Source organism: Prosthecobacter sp. (assembly GCF_046154365.1).
GTDB lineage: Bacteria > Verrucomicrobiota > Verrucomicrobiia > Verrucomicrobiales > Verrucomicrobiaceae > Prosthecobacter.
This window is the reverse complement of record NZ_JBJXFV010000114.1, coordinates 61,923-86,274: the sequence shown is the minus strand read 5'-3', so window position 1 is coordinate 86,274 and position 24,352 is coordinate 61,923. Positions and strand designations below refer to the sequence as shown.

The window sequence follows — 24,352 nt, the reverse complement described above, 5'->3', positions numbered from 1 at the left end:
CGGAGTGCTTGCACGAGTTGAGAGGGGGCCGCCCTTCTGCTATGGTAATGTGTGCCAAGGCTTTGCCTTGCGTGTGGTTGTTTCGGGTTGTGTCCCGCTGTCGTTCGCGCCGCATTGTGTCTCATTTGCCATTTGAAAAAGGCTCGCCAGAGCGTTCAAACCAGAGCGGGAACGAATGCGGAGCAGAGAAGAAAAACTTAGCCACCCGCCACGATGCCCAAGCCCGTGTTCATCCAAGTCACGCTTCCCAAGAAGCCCGGCAGACCTACGCTTTTGAATCCAGCGCGGCAGGCTGTGCTCTTGAGCGCAATAAAGGAAGGAATGCCACTCAAGCAGGCCGCAGAAATCGCAGGCATTTCATACGACACGCTGAACCACTGGCGAAACCGGGGAGAGGTTGAATGCGCCCCTCCTGAGTATCGCCAGTTTTGCCAGCTATTGCGCCGCTCTCAAGCTGTCGCCATGCAAGTGAATCTCTCCTACATCCATCAAGCAGCATCGCGAGACTGGCGGGCCGCAGCGTGGATGCTAGAGAGGCGATTCCCCGACGAATTCGGCAGAGAGCAAATCGAACACAAGAGGCCGGGTGGAAATCTCGCGACGGCAATTCCCGAAGGGGATTACGAAGTGCTTCGGCGAATGCGCAAACAAGCGGGAGTCAGAAGACTCACTGAAAAACTTGGTGCCTTCATCTTGGAAAAGCAGCAGCAAGAAAAAGAGGCAGCAGAAGCAGCCATGAAAAACCTCCCTTCTGGCACGAATGCTAAATCAGCAAACAAGCCGCCTGCCCGTTTGCGTGAATGATTGGAGCGAGCGCGGCTTGAATCTGGTTGCACTGTCACACCAAAGCGTCACACTGCGGCAGGATGTCCTCTCTGGAATCCCTTGATACACAATGAATGGCGCTTTTTGGGTGATTCTCCCTCCCTGTCCGCCATTCTTCGCCGCCTTAGGAGGCGAAGAATGCCCTCCGTAGCTCGGAGAGCGAAGGCTGGGCCACCGTTTTCTTCCCGGCTACGAACGGCACGCCTGCCCTTGCGTTTGCTGAGAGCAGGCTTTGGCGAGAACGTTTGCGCCGCTATTATCACCCTGCGCGCATGAATCGCTTGCCCGTGCGTGTGGATGCTCTCTCATCCCGTCCCATGTCCACACTCGCCCCCGCCGCCGTTTTGTATGAAGCGCAGAAGCCCCTGAGCATCGAGCAGGTGCGCGTGCTGCCGCCGCAGAAAGGCGAGGTCACGGTGCGGATGAAAGCGGCGGGCGTGTGCCACAGCGATCTGCATGTGATGAAGGGTGATCTTTCCATGCCGATGCCGATCATTCTCGGTCACGAAGGCAGCGGCGTGATCGAAGCGGTGGGCGAAGGCGTGACCGCCGTGGAGATCGGCGACCATGTGATCCTCGTCTGGCGGGGATCGTGCGGGAAATGCGAGTATTGCAGCAGCGGCCGCCCCGCGCTGTGTGACATGGGCACGGCGATGCGTTTCACCGGCCTGATGCCCGACGGCACGACACGCTTTCAAAACGCGGCGGGCGATAGCATCCGGCATTACGCAGGCGTTTCGGCCTTCTCCTCGCTCTCGACGATGCCGGAAGCCTCGGTGGTGAAGATTCCGCGCGAGTTTTCCTTCGAGAAGGCCGCACTGATCGGCTGCGGTGTCATCACTGGCATAGGTGCGGTCGAACGTGCCGCCAAGGTGCAGCCGAACAGCACCGTGGCCGTGATCGGCTGCGGTGGCATCGGTTTGAACGTCATTCAAGGCGCTCGTATGGCCGGAGCGCGGCAGATCATCGCCGTGGACAAATTTACCCGCAAGGAGGCCGATGCACGCCAGTTCGGTGCCACGGATTACGTCGATGTGAACGCCGGTGATCCCGTGCAGGCCATCAAAGACCTCACCGACGGCAAAGGCGTGGATTATGCCTTTGAAGCCTACGGTTCCGGCAAAACCGCCGAACAGGCCTTCGATGCCACGAAGAAGGGCGGCATGTGCGTGATGGTGGGCATCACCAGCGCAGCGGATCGTGCCTCCATCAACGTCAACCAGCTCGTCTATGCCGAGAAAACCCTGCGCGGCAGCCTTTACGGCAGCACCCAACCCCGCACCGACCTGCTGCTGCTCATCGGCATGCATCAGTACGGCCGCCTGATGCTCGATGAACTCGTCACCAAGCGCTACCCGCTCGAAGGCATCAACGAAGCCTATGATGCGCTCCAACGCGGCGAGGTTGCACGCAGCTTGATCGTGTTTGAGTAACGTGGTCATGAGCTTCAGCTCGTTCCTCCCGACACTCACAGCGACATGAACGAGCTAAAGCTCTCCCAAAGCACCATGAAAGCCAGTCTCTGCGCCCTGCGCCTTGCTCCATGCATCCTGCCTCTTCACGCTCAGGAGTCCGCCCGCCCACTGTGCGGAAGTGATTTCTGATTTTTAGCTCCCCGCCTATGCCACCCGTTCGCTTCGCCCTCGCCGGTTTCGGTGCCTGGGGCAAATTTCACGCTCAATCCATCGTTGGAAACCCCGACGCCAAGCTCGTCGCCATCACGGCACCTTCTGAAGCATCACGCGCAGAAGCCCGCAAGCTCTATCCCGAGGCCCAAATTTTCGCCGACAGCCTCGACATGATCGCGCAGGCTGAGTTTGACCTCATCGACATTGTCACGCCGAGCCACACGCATCGCGAAATCGCGCTCGCGGCGATGCAAAAGGGCAAGCATGTGCTGCTGGAGAAGCCGATGGCCATCACGCTCGATGATTGCAAAGCCATCGTCGCCGGAGCGCAGCAACACGGCGTGCATCTCGCGGTCGGACATGAGCTGCGCCTCTCCAGCCAGTGGGGCCGCATCAAGGAAATCATCGACGCCGGCACCATCGGCGATCCGCAGTACGTCCTCGTCGAACTTTCGCGCAAGCCTTACCGCCTCGGCGCATCAGGCTGGCGTTACGATCAGAGCCGTGTCGGCTCGTGGGTGCTGGAGGAGCCGATCCACTTCTTCGACCTCGCCCGCTGGTATCTCGCTAGCAGCGGCGATCCTGTCGAACTCCACGCCTACGCCAACTCGCGCGATCCGCAGCGCCCCACCCTGTTCGACAACTTCAGCGCCATGTTCAAATACGCCAACGGCAGCTACGCCGTCGTGTCGCAAACGCTCGCCGCCTTTGAGCATCATCAAACGGTGAAGGTCAGCGGCACTAAGGGCGCGCTGTGGGCGGCATGGAGCGGCGCACTCGACCGCACCCTGGAACCCGAATACTTTCTCAAAGTCTTCGACGGCGAGCAGCTTGAAACCGTGAAGCTCGAAAAACACAGCGGCGAAGTCTTCGAACTCCGCGAAGAAATCGCCCAGTGCGTCGAAATGGTGCGCAGCGGCAAGCCACCCGCCGCCACCGGCCTCGACGGCCTCTGGTCTGCCGGATTGTGCCTCGTTGCCGAAGAATCCATCCGCCAAGGCAAGCCGCTGCCGGTGGGCGAGTTGTTGAAATTCTGACGCATGAAGCTGCTGTCATCTCTTTGATGACAGCGCTCCGCGCCACCTCGCGTAATCAACGACCTTCATGAACACCCGCACTCTGCTTTTCGCCGCCGCACTCGTCGCCACCCCCATTCTCGCCGCCGACTGGCCCGCTTGGCGTGGACCGACGATGGATGGTCATGCGGCAGCGGGCCAAAAACTGCCGGTGAAGTGGAGCGAAAGCGCAAACGTCCTCTGGAAGGCCGAAGTGCGTGGTCGCGGGCATGGTTCGCCGATCGTGGTGGGCAGTCAGGTGCTGCTGGCGACGGCAGATGTGGAGACGGAGGAGCAACTCGTGCTCTGCTTTGATCGTGCCACGGGCAAGCAGCTCTGGGAGAGCGTGGTGCATCGCGGCAATCTCAACACGAAGGGCCACAAAATCTCCTCGCAGGCCTCATCCGACGTCGTGAGCGATGGCGAGCGGCTGTTCGTCAACTTCCTCAACAACGGCGCCATCTTCACCACCGCGCTCGATTTGAAGGGCAAGCAGCTCTGGCAGCGCCGCGTGTGTGATTTCCAGGTGCATCAGGGCTTTGGCTCGTCGCCAGTGGTTTATCAAAACATCGTGCTCGTGTCGGCCGATCATCGCGGCGGCGGCAAGATGACTGGCCTCAACAAACTCACCGGCGATGTCGTCTGGCAGCAGGATCGCCCGCCCGTGGCAAACTACGCCACACCCGCCGTCCTCACCGCCGCTGGCAAGACGCAGGCCGTGCTCGCAGGCTGCAACAAGGTGGAAAGCTTTGATCCTCTCACCGGCACGAAGCTCTGGAGCATCGATGGCAGCACCGAGGAGACCGTCGTCACCGCCGTTACCGATGGCAGCCGCGTTTTCCTCGGCGGCGGTTATCCAAAGCGCCACACCATGGCCCTCGAAGCCGACGGCAGCGGCAAGATCGCGTGGGAAAACGTCACGCAGACTTACGTGCCCTCCATGCTCGTCAAGAACGGCCACGTCTTCGCCGTCGGTGATGCCGGCCGTGCTGCCTGCTGGAAGTCCGCCACTGGCGAAGAGTTGTGGTCGGAGAAAGTGGACCGCGAATTCTACGGTTCGCCTGTCATGGCCGACTCACGCATTTACGTGACGAGCAAAGGCGGCATCACCTCCGTCTTCGAGGCCACGCCGGAGAAGTTCACCCTGCTCGCGCAAAATCCGCTCGGCGACGAGTCCTTCAGCACCCCCGCCATCTGCGACAACCGCATCTACCTCCGCTCCGCGAAAGCCCGCCCGACACGGCAGGAATATCTGTGGTGTGTGGGCGAGTGAACGGCCCTGATGCAGCGTTATCACCACATGAGAACCACTCTCCTCCTCGCCGCCCTTTGTTTCACCAGCCAGATCGCCCGCGCAGATGATTTGCAGCCGCCGATCAGCGTCGGGCAGCGTATCGCCACCTGCGGACACAGCTTCCATATCTTCACCTATCGTCAGGTCGCTGAGATGGCGCTCGCAGCAGGCCTCAAGCACCAACTCGCTGGCCTTTCGAGCATCGGCGGCTCCACATTGCAGAAGCATTGGGACGTGCCAGAGGACAAAAGCGCGGCCAAACAGGCGCTGAAGGCTGCGAAGGCCGATGTGCTCACGCTTTCGCCGATCTGGCTGCCTGACGAGGCCATCGAGCAGTTCGTGAAGCTCGGCATCGAACACAATCCCGCGCTACGCATCGCCGTACAGGAATACTGGATGCCGAATGACGAGTATGAACCCGTGTATCCGCTGCAAACCAAGAAGAAGGTCGATCACAACGCCACCGACCTCGTCAAGCTGCGCGATGCCACCACGCGCTACGCGAAGGACATCGAAGACTATGTCAAAGGCATCAATCAACGCCTCGGCAAGGACGCTGTCGTCATCGTGCCCGTCGGCTTGGCAGCGGTGACCCTGCGCGAAAAAATCGTCAAAGGCGAAGCCCCCGGCCTCAAAGCACAAGCCGATCTCTTCCGCGACAACTGGGGCCACGCCAACCCGCCGCTGCAAATCCTCTCCAGCTACTGCCACTTCGCCACCATCTACCGCCGCAGCCCGGCCGGACTTCCCGTACCCAGCGCTTTCAAGCTGCTCAAAGACATGAGCGCCGAGGACCAGGCGAAGCTCAACACCCTGCTCCAACAAATCGCCTGGGACACGGTGAGCACCCATCCGCTGGCGGGCGTGATGAAGCCGACGGCAGCCAAGTGAGTTCGTCGGCTACGACAACCATCGGCAGAAGCCATGCCCGATGACTTAACTTCTGGTCGCAGAAAATGATTTGTCACGCATTCAGGCTGGCGCGCAGCTACATGGACGGTCAGTTTGACAACGCATCACGCATTTCCCTCACCCATAATACCCAACGCAACACCACTATGATCAAGAAACTGCTCCTCGGCCTCGTCGCCGTCATCGCCATCATCCTCGTCGTCGCCTCCTTCCAGTCCGATGACATGAACGTCACCCGCTCCGCCACCATCGCCGCTGCCCCTGATGCGACCTTCAAAGTCGTGAACGACTTCCGCCAATGGGATGCGTGGTCGCCTTGGTCGAAGCTCGATCCCAACATGAAAAAGACTCTCGAAGGCCCGCCGGAAGGTGTCGGCGCGATCTACAAGTGGTCCGGCAACAACGAAGTCGGCGAAGGCAACACACGTCTCATCCTGAGCGAGCCCAGCACCAAAATCGGCATGAAACTGGAGTTCGTGCGCCCATTTGCAGGCAGCAGCGATGTAGAATTCACCTTCGCACCCGAAGGCAGCGGCACCAAGGTCACCTGGGCCATGCAGAGCAAGAAGCCCTTCCTCGGCAAAGTCATGGGCCTCTTCATGGACTGCGAAAAGATGTGCGGCGACCAGTTCAGCGAAGGTCTCGCGAATCTTGGCAAGGTCGCCGCCGCACCGAAGCCCTGATTTGTCATGCCCCTTCCATCTCTCATCGAATCCCCCTTGTCCGAGCGCGAACTCATCCTCGTCCGCGAAACCGACGTGCCGCGTGAAAAACTCTACGCCGGCTGGACGCAGCCGGAACTGCTCATGCAGTGGTTCACGCCGAAGCCGTGGATCACGACTTCATGTGAGATCAACCTCCGCCCCGGTGGCACTTGCAAAACGATCATGCGCAGCCCTGATGGCGAGGAATTCCCGAATGTCGGTGTCTTCCTCGAAATCGTGCCGAACGAAAAACTCGTCTTCACCGACGGCTACCTGCCAAACTGGGAGCCCAACCCGAATCCCTTCTTCACCGCCGTGCTCACCTGGGAAATGCTGCCCAGTGGCAACACCCGCTACACCGCCCGTGCCATGCACTGGACCCAGGAAGCCTGCGAAAAACACGCCGCCATGGGCTTCATGGAAGGCTGGGGTAAGGCGTTCGATCAACTCGTCGAACTCGTCAGCTAAGCTAACGCCATCTCACTCATTCTATTCGTCATCTGCCTGCGCTGGTCTGGCCGACAAGCCTGGAGCGCACTCGTTTCTGCCTGAAATATGCAGGGGAAGGTTGCGGTTGAGGAAACATGCCCACCCGCCGCACCTTCCTCACCACCACCGCCCTCACCGCCGCCACGCATGCGTTTGCGGCCCCAACGGACAACGACATAAAGATCGCGCTCATCGGTTGCGGCGGACGTGGCACCGGGGCGTGCAATCAGGCGCTGAGCGCGGGTTCTACAATCAAGCTGGTGGCTGTCGTCGATCCGCTCGAAGGCAAGGCGCAGGCGACGCTGGATATTCTGAAGGCGAAGCATGAGGGCCAAGTCGATGTACCGCCGGATCAGGTATTCACGAACTTCGAGGACTGGCAGAAGGCTTTTGCGCTGGCGGATGTGGTGCTCATCACCACACCGCCGGGACCGAGGCCATTTCTCTTTGAGCAGGCGATCAAGGCCGGAAAGCATGTGTTCATGGAGAAACCGGTCGCGGTGGATGCCGCAGGAGTGCGGCGTGTTCTGGCGGCCTCGGCGGAGGCGAAAACGAAGAAGCTGAATGTATGCGTGGGCTTTCAGCGTCGCTACCAGCCGAGTTATATCGACATGATCCAGCGCATCCACGCCGGTGAGATCGGTGATCTCGTCTATGGCCGCGTGTATTGGAATGGCACCTCGCGTCCTGGCTTCCCACGTCTGCCGGACGAAAGCGAGCTGCACTATCAGATTCGGAATTGGTACTTCTTCACCTGGATGAGCGGGGATCACATCCTGGAGCAGCACTGTCACAATCTGGATGTGGCGAACTGGGTGATGCAGGGCGTGATGCCCGTGCGTGCTGTCGGCCAGGGCGGCCGTCAGGTGCGTCGTGCGAAGGAGAACGGCACCATCTTCGACCACCACACCGTCGAGTTTGAATACGAAAGCGGCATGCGCATCCTCAGCCAATGCTGTCAGATCGGCGGCAAGTGTGCGCGTGAGGTGAGCGAGCACTTCCACGGCGCGAAAGGCGCGGCAGATCTCGCCAACGGCGGCAAATTCCTCCTCAACGGTCAGCCACCGGGCGGCAAACGCACGCGCAACAAAGAAGACCCGTATCAGCTCGAACACGACGCCTTGTTTGAAAACATCCGCACCGGCAAAGTCCGCAACGACGCCGATTACGCCGCGCACAGCACGCTGATGGGCGTCATGGGCCGCATGGCCACCTACACGGGCCAGGTCATCACCTGGGAGCAGGCGCTGAACTCGCAAGAGATGCTCGTGCCCGACAACCTCACCTGGAACACCGAGCCGCCCGTGAAACCCGATAACGAAGGCTGGTATCCCGTGGCGATTCCGGGGACGACACTGCCGCTTTGAAGCCAAAACCTGGACTTCTCACATGAAGTCTGCTGCGGCGCGGGGTTGTAGCGCGGAATTCCGATTCCGCGACGGCACCGACTCGGTATTGGAATACCGAGCTACAACAAAGGCGGCCGGCACGCGGTACACATTCACAAAGGCGTGTGAAAATGCAGCCTAACTGATGAGCAGCAAGCGCTGCTGCCCCCGCACCGGATCAGGCGCACGATGAATGCACGGCGGCACGGGGCAGCCATCATGCAGCGTGGCGACGCGCCAGAGGCAGCCGATGCCGAAGGAGTAGGGCTTCGCGTCGGGGAGCGGGGCGTAGTGCAGGTCGTAATAGTGGTCGTTCATCCATTCATGGAAGCCTTCGTCATCGGCACCGCCGTACACTTTGAGGAGCAACGCCCGCGTCCCCGGCACATCGACGCGGCGGATGGCTTGTTCATTGGGCAAACCCTCGGAAGAAGCCCCGTGGTAGGTGCAGAGCCAGGTATCCACCTCGGCGGTGGCACTATCGACATGGAAGGAGCAGACATCCGTGCGCACCGGGCCGGTTTCCTCGGGCTGCACATAGCCGTTGATGCCATTCAGCACGGGCTCGAGGCCTTGCTCGGTGAGCAGGTGATGATCCGCGAGCATCGCCTCGACGGCGGCCTTGCCCGCAGCGCTCAGCGGCAGTGCGCGCAGCATGCCGGCATCGAGAGTCGTGATCCCCTGCCCCAGGCCGAGCCTAGCCACGACCTCAGCGAAATCGCCGACCAGCGTGCGCGGCCAGCACAAGGCGTTCACCCCATCACTGAAAGGGGTGGCGATGAGTTCCGCAAAACTGCCGACCACGCTGACGCGAGGTTCGGACAAAAAGGCGGGTGAAGACATGGGCAGGAGAAAGCGGCTCTTTTTCGGCGTTCTGGTTTCGACATTCCTTCGTCATTCGGATTTGCTCTCGCGTCATTCTTTTTCTCCAGCCTGATGAACTCCACTCCCGCCAAATGGTACTCCGCCGTCACCCGCTACCAATGGCTCGTGCTCATCGTCGCGTCGCTCGGCTGGGTGTTCGATGCGTTTGAAGGCCAGATCTTCAACATCACACGCAAGGCGATGCTGGCAGAGATTTTACATCAGGCACCAGATTCGGCGGGCGTGAAGGAATGGGGTGACATCGTCCTCGGCTTCTTCCTTGTGGGCGGCACGCTCGGTGGCTGGATTTTTGGCATGCTGGCGGATCGCTGGGGCCGCAGTCCGACGATGATCGTCACGATCCTGTTCTACTCGATCTTTTCCGGCCTGACCTACTTCGCGACGGACCTGTGGCATGTCTGCATGCTGCGCTTCCTCGTGGCCATGGGAGTGGGCGGCGAATGGGCCGTGGCGGCAGCGCTGGTGGCCGAAGTGTTTCCCAAAGAGGCCCGGGCGCGTGCTTCCGGCATCTTCCATTCCACCAGCGTGCTCGCAACGTGGATGGCAGGCATCACGGGCATGTGGGTGGGCGCAAACTGGCGCTATGGCTATCTCATTGGGGTGATTCCGGCGCTGCTCACACTCTGGGTGCGGGCCTCGATCAAGGAGCCGGAGCGCCTGCAAGCGGCGCAGAAAACCATGGGTGATCGCGTGGGCAGTTTTCGTGAATTGTTCAGCCACCCGACATGGCGATTGCGTGCGTTGTGCGGCATGACGCTCGCCGCTGTCGGTCTCGGCACCTTTTGGGGCGTCACCGTGGCCGGGCAGGATTTGATGAGCCATCTGCTGACCAAACTCGGTTGGGACAAAGCCGACATCGAGACGGAGGCGAAGTTTGCCTATGGCATCGTGCAGGCCACCGGCGGCGGCTTGGGCATGCTGGCCTTCGGACCGATCTGCGAGCGCATCGGTCGCAAGCGCACCTTTTATCTCATGCAGGTGCTGTCGCTCATCGTGATCCCCATCGTCTGCTTCCTGCCGCAAACGCACTGGCAGATGCTCCTGGCGCTGCCGGTGATGGGATTCGTCACGCTGAGCATCCACGCCGGCTTCGCCGTGTATTTCCCGGAACTGTTCCCCGATCATCTGCGGGCCACCGGGGCCAGCTTCTGCTTCAACACCGGTCGCCTGCTCGCCGCGCCGATCTTGTTCACCTCCGGCAAGCTCAAAGCCGCATTCGATCTACCTGTGGCGATCACCATGCTCTCTGGCCTGTTTGTGATCGGAATCGCCGTGCTGTCTTTCCTACCAGAGACGAAGGGACAGGATTTGCCAGATGCCTGAAACAAGATTTTCAGCATTGCGGCTCCGGCTTTCATTCGTCATTCTGATTTGATTCGCTGTGCTCACCCTGCGGGCAACCTTTGGCTGTCTGTCTCGCTTTGCTCGGCTCGTCATTCGTCATTTGCGCAGCACCTCATGCCCATAGTCCAATTCACCGCGAACCTCGCCCGACAGACAGCGGCACCGACCTGTGAGGTCGCAGGCGAGACGGTGCGCGAGTGTTTGGACGCGGTGTTTGCGCTGCATCCAGCCCTGCGCAGTTATGTGCTGGATGACCAGGGCGCGGTGCGGAAGCATGTCGTCGTGTTTGTGGATGGCACGGTGATTTCGGATCGTATGCGGCTTTCAGACGCGGTGAGACCCGCGTCGGAGATCTTTGTCATGCAGGCACTTTCAGGAGGATGAAATCATGAGCACGAAATTGTATCTCGGTACACGCAAGGGGCTGATTCAAGTCGAGCGCGGCTCGAACGGCTGGGAAATCACGCGCACCTCGTTCCTCGGCGTGCCAGTGCCGATGCTGCTGCCGGACGCGCGGGATGGGCGATTGTTCGCAGCGGTCGAACATGGGCACTATGGCGGCAAACTGCACGCTTCGGGCGATGATGGAGCGACCTGGAACGAGATCGCGGTGCCGGTTTATCCAAACGGCGAGGAACCGGTGATCTGCGCCATGAGCCAGAAGCCGATTCCGCAGAGTTTGGAGAAAATTTGGGCGCTGGAGGCTGGCGGGAGCGATGAACCCGGCGTGCTGTGGTGCGGCACGGTGCCGGGAGCGTTGTTCAAATCCACCGACGGTGGCGCAAGCTGGCAAATCGTGGCGGACTTGTGGAACCGCCCAGAGAGGAAAGCATGGTTCGGCGGCGGCATGGACTGGCCGGGCATCCATTCCATCTGCGTCGATCCGCGTGACAGCCGTCATGTGACGCTCGCCATCTCTTGCGGTGGGGTGTGGGACACTCGTGATGGCGGCGGTTCCTGGCATCTGCTCGGCAAAGGTCTCGTGGCCGATTTCATGCCGCCGGGTGAGCAAGAAAACCCGAACATCCAGGACGCGCACCGTATCGCGTGCAGTGCGGCAAATCCCGATCACGTCTGGATGCAGCATCACAACGGCATCTTTCGCAGCACCGATGCCGCGAAGACCTGGGAGCGCATCACCACGGCGAATCCCTCCGATTTCGGCTTCGCCGTGGCCGTGCATCCGCAGGATCCACTCACCGCGTGGTTTGTCCCTGGTGCCAACGATGATCTGCGCGTGCCGGTGGACGCCTCGCTGTGCGTCATGCGCACCCGCGATGGCGGCAAGACCTTCGAAGCATTGCGCAACGGCCTGCCACAGCAGCATGCCTACCATCTCGTCTATCGCCATTGCCTCGACGTGACCAGTGATGGCCGCACGCTGGCCTTTGGCAGCACCACCGGCTCGGTGTGGCTCAGCGAAGATGGCGGTGACCACTGGCAGCGGCTCAGCGCCGACCTGCCGCCGGTTTACTGCGTGCGGTTTGGTTGAAGTCGGCTCAAACCAGCACCATTCGATCAAATCGAAGTCCATCGGTTGCCAAATGTGCGATCAACGTCGCATGCAGCGGCCCGTCCATGTGCTGGCCGACGTTGATGACCGTGGTGGGGCCGATTTGATCTTGCCACACGTCATTTTTGATCGGCGTGAAGTGATCGTGGCCGCAGACGACGAGTTTGGGCTGATGCTCCTCGATGGCATCACGCCACCACGGATGCCCTTCCACCACGGAGCCGGGCGAGGAGAGTCGCGTGCCGGTAGGTGGCTCGTGCATGATCCAGAGTTGCCGTGCAGCCTTACCGTGATCTTCCAGCAGGTATTTGAACCAATACTCATAATGCTCGCCACCGAGCGGCTGGCCTTCACTGAACGCCTCCTCCTGCCCCATCGCACACGGAAAGCCCACGACGCCGACATCACCGATCATGGCAAAGCTGCCGTTGAGGCGATGCGGAGCGCTGCCATGCAGTGACTTCCATGCATCACGGAACTCGAACCAGTTTTCATCCTCATGATTGCCGCGCACGAAGAGGATCGGCACCGTGATGGCATGCAATTCGACCGCACACTGCGTCGGCGTGAGCTGCCGCGTGCGACCGTACGGCAGCAGGCCGGTGCCGTGCAGGAAATCGCCACCGAGGATGATCGCGTCTGGCTTTGTCTCGGCTGAGAGGCGCGTCAAAGACTCATAAAGCACCGCCCGCTGATGGAGATCGGTGGCGATGAGGATGCGGGCAGGCATGTGCCTCACTGCCATTTGAATTCTCGCTTCGCAAGTGGCGCCGTCCTCGCTATACGCGACCACGATGAAAGTTTGCCTCACCACCGCCCTGCTCTTCTCCTTTTCACTGCATGCCGCCGACTCCAACTGGCCGCGCTTTCGCGGGCCGAATGGCTCCGGCGTGTCTGAAGCAGGTATGCCGCCAGTGGAGTTCGGGCCGCAGAAAAATGTGCGCTGGCAGGTCAAGGTGCCTGCGGGCCCTTCATCGCCCTGCGTGTGGGGCGAGCGGGTGTTTCTCACCGCGTTCGATGCTGGCAAGCTGTGGACACTTTGCTACGACCTGACGACTGGAAGCGAGCTGTGGCGGCGTGATGCGGGCACGGAGAAAATCGAGGCCTTTCTCGCCGGCCAGGGCAGTCCCGCTGCATCCACCGCAGCGACGGATGGCGAGCGTGTGGTGGTGTACTTCGGCTCCTGCGGGCTCATCGCGTATGATTTTGATGGCAAGGAGCTATGGCGGCACACGCTGCCCATCGCGGAGACGAACAACGACTTCGGCAGCGGCACCTCGCCGATCATTGCGGATGGCAAGGTCATCCTGGTGCGTGATTTGCGGCAAGATTCCACCGTGCTGGCGCTGGATGTGAAAACAGGGCAGCCGCTATGGAAGACGGCACGTCCAGGCATGGCCACCGGTTACTCGACGCCGATCGTTTGGGAGCATGACGACGTGAAGGAACTCATCGCCCCCGGCGGACTGGCGATGAAGGCCTATGATCTGGCCAGCGGCTCGGAACGCTGGCTGGTGCGCGACCTGCCCGCCGTGAACTGTGGCTCGGCGGTGGCGGGTGATGGCATGTTGTTCTTCGCCGGTTGGTCACCCGCAGGCGAAGACGCGCCGATGCCGGAGTTCAAACAACTGCTGGCGGCGGACGCGGATCGAGACGGCAAAATCTCGGAGCAGGAATCCGAGAAAACTTTCCTCAAAGGCTTCTTCCGCCCCAATGACACCGACAAGGACGGCTTCATCACGCAGTCGGAGTGGGACGCGCTGGTGGCGTATCTCAAAAGCGGCACCAACCGCCTGATCGCCGTAAAACCCGGCGGCAGCGGCGACATCACGGCCTCGCACATCGCCTGGGAAAAGAAAAAAGGCCTGCCCTATGTGCCGAGCGCGTTGCTGTATCGCGGCAGCCTCTTCATCGTGAAGGACGGCGGCCTCGCTTCGAGCTTTGATGCCAAAACTGGTGTTGCCAAGTATGAGCAGGAACGCATCGGCACCAGCGGCTCCTATTACGCCTCGCCCGTGGCCGCAAACGGCCACATCTACCTCGTCAACCTCGCCGGCAAAGCCACGACACTCGCCACTGGCGACAAACTCAACGTGGTGTGGAACAGCGACTTCAAAGAAAGCATCGCCGCCACGCCCGCCATCGCTGGTGACACGCTGCTGGTGCGCACGGCGACGAAGCTGTTCGCGTTCAAAAGCGGACCGTAGTCGAAACCATGCAGTCGAACGGATCAATGCAAGCTAGAGACACGTTCGCCAGAACTTTGAGTGATGCTCGCATTCTGGCGAATGCGCCGCGTGATCTTCCGCAGTGCTCCAGCCCACAGAATCTTTCCGCAGGTTCGAGGAACACGGATTAATACCGCAGAGGCAGGAACGCCGCAGAGTTCTGAATCATTTAATCAAACCCTTTGCGGCGTTCCAATCTCTGCGGTGTTGATTGAATCCGTGTCACCAGCTCTTCATGATTGTGTCCCTCATGACTGTACAAGCCAATGACAGAATCATTACGGACACAATCACCCGCCGGAACACATGCCTACGGAACACTTGCGGTGCCCAGCCCTCCGAATACAATTCGCGCATGAGCTACACTGAAATCCAGGCCCAAGCCACGCTGCTGCCACTCGCGGAGCGGATCGAACTGACGCGCTACCTCACCGCCCTCGAAACGGAAGATGAGCATCGCATGCTGCTCTCCCAACGGATGCGGGCCATGGATGCAGGCCGCTCCATTTCGCTGGATGCCTTCAAAGAAAAGCACCAGCAGCTCGAAGCTGAGGAGCGCTGAGTGAAGCCCTACAAGGTCATCCTCGACAGCGATCTCGCCGAGTCTCTCTGGCGACTGCCGGCACGATCCCGGCGCGAAATCATCGCCATCTTCGAGAAGCTGGCCGAGTACCCGCTTACGGGTGTCGAAGATCAAATCCGCGCCACAGACGGACGCCTGATCCAACGTGCCAAGTTCAACAAATGGCGTGTCTGCTTCTGGATCGATGGTCCCGTCGATGAACTGCGAATCGTGGAAGTGTCGCGAGCCAAATGACGGCGTCAGGCTCACTCGAAGTTCATCAGGTTTACACCATCTCCATCATCCGCTTCTTCTTCGGCTTGCCGGCGCTGACGAACTCCACATCCGCGGCCACGACTTTGTACTCGGGGCACATCGTGTCGCCGTCGCAGCCTTGGCCGGTGACGTTGTTCACCATGGCGTCGGGGAAGTGGAAGGTGGTGTAGAGGATGCCGGGTTTCACTTCGTCGGTGACGCGGGCTTCGAGTTCGACCTCACCACGGGCGCTGAAGAGGCGGACTTTGTCGCCGGTGCGGATGGATTTGCGCTGGGCGTCGGCGGGATTGAGGGAGAGATAGTCCTGCACGACGATCTCGCTGTTCCCGGTGCGGCGGGTCATGGTGCCGCAGTTGTAGTGCTCCAGGATGCGGCCGGTGGTGAGGATGAAGGGGAATTCGGCGCCGTTGGTCTTGAGCTCGGTGGATTCCTTCCAGTCAAAGTAATGAAAGTGGCCTTTGCCGCGACTGAACTGCTCCTGGTGCATGATCTGCGTGTCCACGCCGCCTTCTTTGACGGGCCATTGCTTGCCGTTGATGTCGAGGTTCTCCCAAGTGGCTCCTTTGAAGAACGGAACGATCTGCGCGATCTCGGCGAGTGCTCCGTCGGGCGTGTAATCGGGCTGCGGGAAGCCGAAGCGCTGCAAAATCTCGGTCATGATGACGCCGTCGGGCTTGGTGCCTTCGAGGGGCTTCACCACGGCGTTCACGCGCTGCACACGGCGCTCGGCATTGGTGAAGGTGCCGCTTTTTTCGAGGAAGGATGACGCGGGCAGGATGACGCTGGCGTACTTGGCAGTCTCGGTCATGAAGATCTCCTGCACGACGAGGAACTCCAGGCTTTCCATCGCGTGGCGGACGTGATGAGCGTCGGGATCGGTCTGCACGACGTCTTCGCCCATGAGCCAGAGGGCCTTCAGTTTGCCCGCGATGGCGGCGTCAAACATCTGCGGGATTTTCCAACCGGGCTCAGTGGGCGAGGGCACGCCGTAGAAGTCTTTGTAGCGCTGCTGCACGGCGACATCGTCCATTTCATAGTAGCCTGCGCCTTGATGCGGCTGGCAGCCCATGTCGGCGGCTCCTTGCACGTTGTTTTGACCGCGCAGCGGATTCACGCCGACGCCGGGACGACCGATGTTGCCGGTCATCATGGCGAGATTCGAGATCAGCATGACCGTTTTGGCTCCCTGCTCGTGTTCCGTGACGCCGAGGCCATGGAAGCTCATGGCGGCCTCTGCGCTGGCGTATTCGATAGCGGCGGCGCGGACAGCTTCCAGCTCCACGCCGGTGATTTTGGCCAGTTCGTCCAAATCTAGCGCACGCAGGCCGGTTTCAAATTCATCCCAGTTTTCGCAGCGCTTACGCACGAACTCGGTTTTGACCAAGCCGGCATCGAGGATGCAACGCGCGAACATATTCAGCAGCGCCACGTTCGTGCCGGGACGGAGCTGGAGGTGATGCTTGGCATACGGTACGAGCTCGATCTTGCGCGGATCGATCACGATGAGCGGCGTGCCTTTCATGATATGCTGCTTCAGGCGTGCGCCGGTGACGGGATGTCCTTCGGTCGGGTTCGCGCCGATGACCATGACGCAGCGTGTGTGCTCGATGTCCTCGTAGGAATTCGTGGCTGCGCCGGTGCCAAAGCTCTTCTGCATGCCCCAAGCGGTCGGCGAATGGCAGACGCGGGCACAGCAGTCGATGTTGTTCGTGCCGATCACTTGGCGGATGAATTTCTGCATGAGGTAGTTCTCCTCATTGGTGCAGCGTGCGGAAGAAATGCCCGCCACCGCGTTGCCACCGTGCTCCGCTTTGATGCGGGTCAAATTCGCCACGATGTGATCATACGCCTCATCCCAAGTCGATTCCTTGAAGGAGCCATCCGCCTGCTTGATGAGCGGCTTGCGCAGGCGATCGCGATGATTGTAGAATTTGAAGGCGTAGCGGCCTTTGAGGCAGGTGTGGGCGTGATTCACCTCCGCATCGACCGGCGCTTGGATGGAGAGCACTTGGTCGCCCTTTGTCGCCACATTGAGATTGCAGCCCACGCCACAGTAGGTGCAGATGGTGCGCGTTTTCTTCGTCGCCTCGATGGATTTGGAGAAGAACTTGTCACTGATGGCCGAGGTCGGGCAAGCCTGGGCACAGGCACCGCAGGACACGCACTCCGAGTCTTCAAAGGACTGGTCGAGGCCCTTGATGATCTTCGCGTTGAAGCCGCGACCGTGCATCGAGAGCACATGCTGCCCCTGGATTTCATCACAAGCACGCACGCAGCGGGAGCAGTTGATGCACTTCGCGAGTTCCGAAGTCATGTAAGCATGCGAGTGGTCCTTCGGCCGATCCAGATGATTCGCCCCCGCTGGATAACGCACCCCCCGGATGCCCACCTTCGCTGCCACGGTTTGCAGTTCGCAGTTGCCGCTCACCTCACACGTCAGGCAGTCCAGCGGATGGTCCGTGAGCACCAGCTCAACGATGTTTTTGCGCAGCTTCCGCACCTTCGGGGACTCGGTGAACACATGCATGCCCGCCGCCAAAGGCGTGTGGCAGCTCGCCACGACACGACGCGGCCCATCGGCCTGCAAAGCGACCTCGACGCTGCAAACACGGCAGGCGCCATACGGCTCAAGTTGCGGCGCATCACACAGCGTCGGCACAAAGCCGCGACCTTTGTGACGGTCGATGAAGTTGAGCAGGGTGTCGTCGGAGTCGAAGCGGTAGGGTTCGCCGTCGATGAAGGCAGTGAAGGTGGAGAGGTCTTGGACCATGGTGATTAAACGTTAAGTTGGGTGTGTTTCTGGCGGAAGGACGGAGAGCACGAAGTTGTAGATGCGACGGGCGGCGGCGAGGGCTTCGGTGAATTCTTCACGAGTAGGATTTAGCGGCGCGAAGTCGTCCGGGTAGCGAAACATGAATGCGAGTGGCGAAAGCAGAGCGGCCTCCGTTCTCCACTGTTGGAAGCTGGGATTGACGGCTGAGCACATCGGCAGCAGCAAAACCAAGCTGTGTGTCTTGGGAAAGCTCACGGCATGGGCCAGGAGAAAGCCTTTGAGCGCCTTTTCAGCTGCTTGCTGGCAGTGATAGACGCATGTGTCCAGCGCCTCATCATCACCCACGCTACCCCTCTCGGCAGCGAGTAAATCGTGAGATGCTTTGATCAGCCAACGTCGGGCAGAATCAATCGTGGCCTGATCCATAGAGCAGCCTCCCCTCATGCACAATTTTATAGCCCAGCGACGCTTTCACATGCCGGAAGCGCTCAAACTCAGGTTTGGTTGGCACCAGGATGTCCGCCGCCATGGGTATATCAAAAACACTCATCTGCGCTCGTTGAGCACGCCGTAAGGGTGTCTCCTCGCTCGCAGGGACCACGACCGCGAAATCCAAATCGCTATCCGGCGTCGGCTCACCCCACGCATATGACCCAAACAACCACACCTGCTCGGGATGAAACTCCTCCACCAAGCGCCGAGTCGCCTCTGCGATGGCAGGCTGCGCCTTCTCGCGCAGCGAGTTCGCAGTGACGGTGCTGTCAGTGGCGGTGACCATGAGAAAAATCAGTTTAGAGACACGATCCACCACCGGGGAGACGTTTGCGCAGAAAATTCATGCGTTTTTCGACGGGCATGGCGAGGCGACGGCGGATGAGATCAGTGAGGTGATGGTCGCTTTCGACTTTGAGAGCGGCGAGGACTTCCTGCCGTGTCGGACGGCGGTTTTTTTGCGGAACTGGCTTGGCTTTGCTCATGCAGGGTGCGTTGGAGGACCTCCATCACGGCGACATCACGCGGACGGGCGGCGGCTTGCTTGCTGGCGACAATATCCGCCAACGAGGCGAGCAGCAATGGTGCATTTTCAACGATGACTCGTGCCGCACGCGAGCGCAGGCTATTAAAGGATTTCACGCCATCGACTACGGGCATGAAATCCACCTGAAGACCCAGATCGTCGTCCACCATGCGATAGAGCTTCGAAACGGGGTAGTAGGGACGCAGGATCACCGCTTTGAGTTCCTTCGCCACGGCCTTGAGCTTGCGCATGTTCACCGGCGTGTCGCGAAACATGAAATCGAAGTCGATGGTGGTCACCGGCGCACCGTGGATAGCCGCACCCGCGTTGCCGATGAGAATAGCCTCAAGACCATGCTTCTGCATGGCTTGCAGGACTGCTCGCAGTAAAGGGGTAGCGCTCATTGTGAGCCGCCGGGCTTACGCCGGTTTCACAGGCTCCGCAGGCTTTTTCTCCTCCTCGTCGCCGTTGGCCTGTCCCTTCTGCACACGGGCATCTTTCCATGCGGCGATCATGGATTTGCCGGTGGCGGTCTTGCCGAATTGCAGGATCAGGCCGTCGAGCTCCTTGAACTTCTTCTCCACTAGGGCAAAGGCCGGGCGGAAGCCCTTGGTCAGCGCCTTGCGCACGCTCTGCGCCACGCCGGGCTCGTTGACGATCTCCCAATAGTCCTTCCGCTCCTTCGTCAGCTCCGTCACGGCCCCGGCGGTGATGCCGTAGTCCAGCGCTTTCGCCGCATTCGGGCCACCCACCACCGTCGCCGCCAAGTCGATCACGCGCTGGGATTTGGTCAGCAGTTGCTGGTCCCGCAGGCCCTGCCAGGAGGATTTGGCGAAGTCCACCTCACCGGCCTCGGTCTCCTGCTTCTGGTCATTGAACCAGCTCAGCAGCGCCTGCGCCACCACGAAGGCCGCGTCCTCCAGTTCGGCTTCCTCGCGGTCCTTTTCATCGGCCACACCGCCCAGGCCGGCCTCCTGCTTTTTCGCCGCATCTTCCAGCGCCGCCGCCATGCTGGTCGCCTCATCATGCTTGGTGGTGAAAATCACCGGTGCCTTGTCCTTCCACAGCACCACATGCTCAGCCAGATCGAGCACACCCAGGGAGCGATTAAAAGCCTTCAAACGGAGATCGAGTTCGATATTCATAAGGGCGCAAATTTAAAATAATCGCCTCCTTTTCGGCAACAGCTTTTTTCATCCCCGTCGAAAAATGTCCTCAGGCCCAGGTGACCCTGCGGGCGCTGATCAGGCAGGGAAGAGTGACAAAATCATGGGCAGGGTAAAATCACGTTCCAGCTTCTCCCACCCGGCACCGCGCCCCATGATTTCACCCTCCATGATTTTGTCCTTCCCATCTGGATCGACCTCAGGACACCCTGCGCACCGGTTTGGACGTTCTGTGTGGCGATCTGGAACTTCTGCGCACCGGTTTGGACGACCTGCGTGGCGGTTTGGGCGTTCTGCGGACCAGTTTGGACGATCTGCGCAACGGTTTGGACGCTCGGCGTGGCGATTTGGAACTCCTGCGCACCGGTTTAGACGCTCTGCGTGGCGGTTTGGGCGACCTGCGGAACGGTTTGGACGTTCTGCGTGGCGGTTTGGACATTCTGCGCACCGATTTGGAACTCCTGCGCCCCTGTTTGGACCTTCTGCGTGGTGATTTAGACCTTCTGCGGGTCGATTTGGGACTTCTGCATGGCAGTTTGGACGTTCTGCGCAGCGGTTTGGGCCTTCTGAGCGGTCATTTGGCCTTTCGGTGCCACGATTTGGGCGTATTGCGTGCGGATTTGGAACTACAGTACCGTGTACTCGAGGGATAAAGTGATTTCCATTGCCAAATCATACGTGTTTGACCAAAATCCGCACAAAATTCAATTCTTACAATACTTAACCGGCCTCCAAACTCGAGAGACAGAATTCACCAGCGCGTTCATAGAAAAAATGGCACCTCCTCATAAAACCAACGGCTTCGAACATGGCCACGCGTTGTTGATTGGAGTCAGCAAAACAAGCCTGCCAAAATTTTCAGAATTGAGCGGTGCGAGGAACGATGTGGGAACGCTGGCCCATCACCTAGTTGATCCTGCCAGAGGTGCCTACCGCAAGAAGCAGGTAGCGGTGCTGAAGGAAAGCAGCCGCAAAGAGCAACAACCGACTCGTGAAAACATCACCAAGGAGTTGCAACGTCTTGCAATCGCTACAAAACCACAGGCTAAAGAGCGCACGGTATGGATTCATTTTTCGGGCCACGGCTTTACTCGCGATGGGCAGGAGTATCTGGTTACGGCAGACGCCCAAAAAGCCGATGATGCCGCCATGCCAATGACGGAATTCATGGCGGAGGTGGCGAAAATACCAGCCGCCAGGAAAATTCTCTGTTTTGACTGCTGCCGTTCTGAAATGGCACAAGCGCGTACTTCTGGTGCTGAGCCAGCCATGGGCGGGCCAACCGAGGAGCAGTTGAAAAATCTGGCCCGTGGCAGCGGGACTTTGATTCTCTATGCCACCAGCCCCAAAGAGGCCGCGTGGGAGGATGCGCGTGGCAAGAAAGGGGCGTTGGGACTGTTGACACAGGCGGTGGTGGAGGCCACTTGCGGCGGTGATGACATCCAGGTGGCAGAAGATGATGATGGGCTGCTAAGTTGCTTTGCGTTTTGTGACTATGTAACCAAAAGAGTGCCCAAACTCGCCCAAGACGCGGAGGTGATTCAGACCCCGCAACTGGAAATCAATGGAGGACGCTTCTCCATTTGTTATTACAATGGTGGTGGCAAGAAAGAGCGGGGGGCTGTTCCAGAATTGACCCCGGAAAACATTGCCCTATGGGGGGAGCAGGATGATGCCGATGGGCTTGCTTCGACCAAGTCACAAAAAGATCAGCGAGTGCATCCCATTTGCCTGACTGGCGGCGGCGGCCAATATGCCATCCGCGTGCGGACAGACGGCACCCTAGCCGGGCCGTATTACGAGGGCACATATGGCTGTGTCATCGGCCTGTATGAGGTCAATCCTGACACAGGGGGGTTCAAGGATACAGCAAATGCAAGCCACCAACCGAAGCAGCCTGCTGCGGCCCTGAAGCTGCCGATCATGCTGGCGGACAGCCTCGTCGAAAACGAGCACATCGCGGATGTGTTATATAAGGAACTGGCTTGCATGACGCAGGCGAAGCCGCACATCCAAAGCACTGATTGCCTGCTCAAACCCCAGGATGGTGCCACGGCCGCAGGCAAAATGCAGATGGGGCAACTGCCCCAAAACGGTAGCGTGCTGTTTGTGACGTTTTCGCGTGAAGGCCCTCCACGCATCGTGGCAATAAAACCAAACTGGACCGCACAAAAAGAGGCTGATGCCAGATTCATCGTCTTTCCCTCTGGCGGAAGTTGGTCGGCACTGAAAACCAAGGCCGCAGGCCAGCCGGAGGATGCGACACAACCGTCTAAACCAGATGAAAAAACCGTTTGGAGCCTGGAGAGTGTCACCGATGAAGGCAACGAGACGTGGCCGCAGCATACCAAACTGCTCGGGGCGATAAAAGCCAACGGTGGCTGGGCCGAGTTGGAAAAAATTGCCCGTGATGGCAACCGTGAGTTTGCCACGATCGTAGTCGAACCGGAGGAGCGGCGGGATTCCAAGCGCAGCACGCTCAACGATGCTGCGCGCGCGGAGCGGACCGACAACCGTTGGTTTGTGGGTCTGCCGAGTGTTTTGGTGGAATGGTGCCCGTCGTCACTACAGCAGTTGATAGCCAAAAGCCACAGCGCTAGTGGAACCGGGCAGCCTGACTCGTTTCGGCATTGGTCCTTCGCGCAGCATGGCGAGTTGTGGCATCGCATGAGCACGGCACTGAGCAAGCTGCACACGCTGGGCATATTGCATGGGGACATCCGGCCCGCGAACATTTTTTGTGAGAAAGAAGACTCCAGCGACCCTAAACACTACAAACTGGGGGATTATGGCGGCTTTGGGCAGGCACCAGTCGCGGCCACTGCCACCACCGCAAAGTTTGAGATGTCGTTGGGCATTCCGCTGGCCAACCACCGGGACACCCCATTCTACGCTTCGGAGCGTGGCCAGGGCGAAGACTGTGAGGAGGCGGACGTGGCGTATGTTTATCCCGCAGTGCCCGAAGCGGAGGCCGACAGCGACTGGATCATCCGCCTGGGCTGGGACAATGAGCTGGGCAAAGCCGCAGACCTAGCGCAACAGACGCGTGAGTTGCTAGCAACTACCCATCATGCGCCTGCCGCAGATTTCCGCCCTGGGGATTACCTCCACATCCGCGGTCTGCTGTTCAAAATCAAAGCGGCGGTCCGCTGCCAGGGGGATCAAAGCATGGCGTTCTGCTGCGACCACAAGTTTTTCAAAGTGCTGTTCAACCGCGTGCCTGAACCTGGCGATGGTGGTGCATTTCTACGGGAGCCGCGCCTCGCGATCCCGCGCTACACCCACCACCGGCAGTGGAGCACGGCCACGGATGTTTATTCCCTGGGGGGTACTGATGCTCTACACGGTTTTTTTCAGCGGTACTAAAGACTCATCTGCACGTTCTGAGCGTAATTTTCGTTCCCTCTGCCGCTGCATCACGGATGTGCATTATTGTCGGGCGTTTTGGAATGAGCTGGCGGAGGTCTTTGCCAGATTGGGGGCGCTACTCCCTAATCGAGAGGAGGCACGGCACGTCACTCCGAGCGAACTGGCGTCCACGCCGATGAGTGAGCTGGAGCGGACCACCGCACCTACCAGCAAGGACAGCACCAACGGTTCTATCACTAGGGCGCTGCAACGGTCCGAGACGGTGAAGCTCAGCCTAGCGGGCTATTGCTGTGCGCTTGCGACGGACATCGTCCGCGTGACCCCGCATGCCCGGGTGGTGCTCGAAAGCCTGGACTGGAATGCGGCAGAGTTTGTGGTGGTTTTTTATCACGCGCTGGCCTGCCTGCACCGCCAGGAGGATCTAAGTTCCTGCCCTGGGGAGGAGTTCCAGATCAGCGGCAAGTCGCTGCCTTACTGCAAGAATCGAATTGATGGGCAGTCCGGGGCCGCGCGACTGCGTGATGATCTAACCTGGAGTGCGACGGTGAACCTTGAGGACAAGCTGGCTAACTGCACGTTCCGGAAATTGTTCACCGATGAGAACGAATACACAAGTGCCATGCAAGAGGCCGTCTATGACAATCACTCTGACATTGCCTTCCGGCGGCAATTTCCTATCCTCAAAAATGCGCTCCAAGGAGGCGTGAATCTCGATGGTGTGCTGGCCAAAGGCACTGAAAACCGCCTGACAAGCGAGCTGACCGAACGTCTGCAAGAGGTACAAGCCCTGGAACACGCAGGGCGTGAGTTGCTGGCGTGGCTGCCTGGCAAAGCACCCACGAACCAACCCATAACCATGCGCGGTGAATCTCAAGACGCCAGTACTCCGGCTTTCTCATCAGCTCCGACAACCCCTGCGTAAC

General features: G+C 59.8%; 24 protein-coding genes. 17 read left to right on the top strand and 7 right to left on the bottom strand.

The annotated features are described in order from the left end of the window. Window positions 1-213: 213 nt before the first annotated feature. The 8 genes from ACKVY0_RS15235 (at window position 214) to ACKVY0_RS15200 (ending at window position 8,274) form a co-directional block, all read left to right on the top strand. The gene (locus ACKVY0_RS15235; protein ID WP_409215678.1) at window positions 214-804 is read left to right on the top strand and encodes a hypothetical protein; all 591 of its coding nucleotides are present in this window, start codon (window positions 214-216) and stop codon (window positions 802-804) included. A gap of 338 nt (window positions 805-1,142) precedes the next feature. After that, on the top strand, window positions 1,143-2,258 hold the full coding sequence (locus ACKVY0_RS15230) for a zinc-binding dehydrogenase (protein ID WP_409215677.1): 1,116 nt from the start codon (window positions 1,143-1,145) through the stop codon (window positions 2,256-2,258). A gap of 188 nt (window positions 2,259-2,446) precedes the next feature. Further along, window positions 2,447-3,490 carry a Gfo/Idh/MocA family protein gene (locus tag ACKVY0_RS15225; RefSeq protein WP_409215676.1) on the top strand — a complete coding sequence of 348 codons (1,044 nt, stop codon included), beginning with the start codon at window positions 2,447-2,449 and terminating at the stop codon, window positions 3,488-3,490. Between the two features lie 67 nt (window positions 3,491-3,557). Continuing rightward, a complete protein-coding gene (locus tag ACKVY0_RS15220) occupies window positions 3,558-4,781 on the top strand; it encodes a PQQ-binding-like beta-propeller repeat protein (protein WP_409215675.1) in 1,224 nt (407 codons plus the stop codon). 27 nt (window positions 4,782-4,808) lie between these two features. After that, window positions 4,809-5,693 carry a hypothetical protein gene (locus ACKVY0_RS15215; RefSeq protein ID WP_409215674.1) on the top strand — a complete coding sequence of 295 codons (885 nt, stop codon included), beginning with the start codon at window positions 4,809-4,811 and terminating at the stop codon, window positions 5,691-5,693. Between the two features lie 167 nt (window positions 5,694-5,860). Continuing rightward, entirely contained in the window at window positions 5,861-6,397 is a 537-nt protein-coding gene (locus tag ACKVY0_RS15210; protein WP_409215673.1) for an SRPBCC family protein, read from the top strand. Window positions 6,398-6,403: 6 nt separating this feature from the next. Then, window positions 6,404-6,886, top strand: coding sequence for an SRPBCC family protein (locus tag ACKVY0_RS15205; protein ID WP_409215672.1), 483 nt, complete (start codon window positions 6,404-6,406; stop codon window positions 6,884-6,886). Between the two features lie 116 nt (window positions 6,887-7,002). Continuing rightward, window positions 7,003-8,274 (top strand): Gfo/Idh/MocA family protein, encoded by a 1,272-nt coding sequence (locus ACKVY0_RS15200; RefSeq protein ID WP_409215671.1) that lies wholly within the window; start codon window positions 7,003-7,005, stop codon window positions 8,272-8,274. 159 nt (window positions 8,275-8,433) lie between these two features. Here ACKVY0_RS15200 and ACKVY0_RS15195 read toward each other — a convergent pair whose 3' ends face one another. Continuing rightward, window positions 8,434-9,138, bottom strand: coding sequence for a hypothetical protein (locus ACKVY0_RS15195; RefSeq protein WP_409215670.1), 705 nt, complete (start codon window positions 9,136-9,138; stop codon window positions 8,434-8,436). Between the two features lie 93 nt (window positions 9,139-9,231). On the opposite strand from ACKVY0_RS15195, the gene ACKVY0_RS15190 reads away from it, so the two are divergent. The 3 genes from ACKVY0_RS15190 (at window position 9,232) to ACKVY0_RS15180 (ending at window position 12,016) form a co-directional block, all read left to right on the top strand. Beyond that, entirely contained in the window at window positions 9,232-10,503 is a 1,272-nt protein-coding gene (locus ACKVY0_RS15190) for an MFS transporter (protein ID WP_409215669.1), read from the top strand. Between the two features lie 135 nt (window positions 10,504-10,638). Next, on the top strand, window positions 10,639-10,908 hold the full coding sequence (locus tag ACKVY0_RS15185) for a MoaD/ThiS family protein (protein WP_409215668.1): 270 nt from the start codon (window positions 10,639-10,641) through the stop codon (window positions 10,906-10,908). Between the two features lie 4 nt (window positions 10,909-10,912). After that, a complete protein-coding gene (locus ACKVY0_RS15180) occupies window positions 10,913-12,016 on the top strand; it encodes a WD40/YVTN/BNR-like repeat-containing protein (RefSeq protein WP_409215667.1) in 1,104 nt (367 codons plus the stop codon). Window positions 12,017-12,023: 7 nt separating this feature from the next. On the opposite strand, the gene ACKVY0_RS15175 is transcribed toward ACKVY0_RS15180, so the two are convergent. Continuing rightward, a complete protein-coding gene (locus tag ACKVY0_RS15175; protein WP_409215666.1) occupies window positions 12,024-12,767 on the bottom strand; it encodes a metallophosphoesterase in 744 nt (247 codons plus the stop codon). A 64-nt stretch (window positions 12,768-12,831) separates the two neighbouring features. Here ACKVY0_RS15175 and ACKVY0_RS15170 point away from each other — a divergent pair, with 64 nt between their 5' ends. From ACKVY0_RS15170 to ACKVY0_RS15160, 3 genes are all read left to right on the top strand, one after another. After that, complete coding sequence (locus ACKVY0_RS15170) at window positions 12,832-14,244, top strand: PQQ-binding-like beta-propeller repeat protein (RefSeq protein ID WP_409215665.1); 1,413 nt, start codon at window positions 12,832-12,834, stop codon at window positions 14,242-14,244. 376 nt (window positions 14,245-14,620) lie between these two features. Continuing rightward, window positions 14,621-14,827, top strand: a complete 207-nt coding sequence (locus ACKVY0_RS15165) for a hypothetical protein (RefSeq protein ID WP_409215664.1) — start codon at window positions 14,621-14,623, stop codon at window positions 14,825-14,827. Further along, entirely contained in the window at window positions 14,828-15,082 is a 255-nt protein-coding gene (locus ACKVY0_RS15160; RefSeq protein ID WP_409215663.1) for a hypothetical protein, read from the top strand. 31 nt (window positions 15,083-15,113) lie between these two features. Here ACKVY0_RS15160 and fdhF read toward each other — a convergent pair whose 3' ends face one another. The 5 genes from fdhF to ACKVY0_RS15135 form a co-directional block, all read right to left on the bottom strand. Then, window positions 15,114-17,873, bottom strand: a complete 2,760-nt coding sequence (gene fdhF / locus ACKVY0_RS15155) for a formate dehydrogenase subunit alpha (RefSeq protein WP_409215662.1) — start codon at window positions 17,871-17,873, stop codon at window positions 15,114-15,116. 12 nt (window positions 17,874-17,885) lie between these two features. Beyond that, on the bottom strand, window positions 17,886-18,302 hold the full coding sequence (locus tag ACKVY0_RS15150; RefSeq protein WP_409215661.1) for a HEPN domain-containing protein: 417 nt from the start codon (window positions 18,300-18,302) through the stop codon (window positions 17,886-17,888). Next, window positions 18,283-18,654, bottom strand: coding sequence for a nucleotidyltransferase domain-containing protein (locus ACKVY0_RS15145; protein ID WP_409215660.1), 372 nt, complete (start codon window positions 18,652-18,654; stop codon window positions 18,283-18,285). Before ACKVY0_RS15145 ends, ACKVY0_RS15150 begins: the two co-directional genes overlap by 20 nt. Before the next feature lie 101 nt (window positions 18,655-18,755). Then, window positions 18,756-19,298 (bottom strand): hypothetical protein, encoded by a 543-nt coding sequence (locus tag ACKVY0_RS15140; RefSeq protein ID WP_409215659.1) that lies wholly within the window; start codon window positions 19,296-19,298, stop codon window positions 18,756-18,758. Between the two features lie 15 nt (window positions 19,299-19,313). Further along, window positions 19,314-20,039: a hypothetical protein gene (locus ACKVY0_RS15135; protein WP_409215658.1), complete on the bottom strand. Its 726-nt coding sequence runs from the start codon at window positions 20,037-20,039 to the stop codon at window positions 19,314-19,316. Between the two features lie 242 nt (window positions 20,040-20,281). Here ACKVY0_RS15135 and ACKVY0_RS15130 point away from each other — a divergent pair, with 242 nt between their 5' ends. Genes ACKVY0_RS15130 through ACKVY0_RS15120 form a run of 3 tightly spaced genes read left to right on the top strand, consistent with a single transcriptional unit; the run spans window position 20,282 to window position 24,351 of the window. After that, the gene (locus tag ACKVY0_RS15130; protein ID WP_409215657.1) at window positions 20,282-20,713 is read left to right on the top strand and encodes a hypothetical protein; all 432 of its coding nucleotides are present in this window, start codon (window positions 20,282-20,284) and stop codon (window positions 20,711-20,713) included. Between the two features lies 1 nt (window position 20,714). Continuing rightward, a complete protein-coding gene (locus tag ACKVY0_RS15125) occupies window positions 20,715-23,426 on the top strand; it encodes a caspase family protein (RefSeq protein WP_409215656.1) in 2,712 nt (903 codons plus the stop codon). Then, window positions 23,395-24,351 (top strand): hypothetical protein, encoded by a 957-nt coding sequence (locus tag ACKVY0_RS15120; RefSeq protein WP_409215655.1) that lies wholly within the window; start codon window positions 23,395-23,397, stop codon window positions 24,349-24,351. Before ACKVY0_RS15125 ends, ACKVY0_RS15120 begins: the two co-directional genes overlap by 32 nt. Window position 24,352 lies beyond the last annotated feature (1 nt).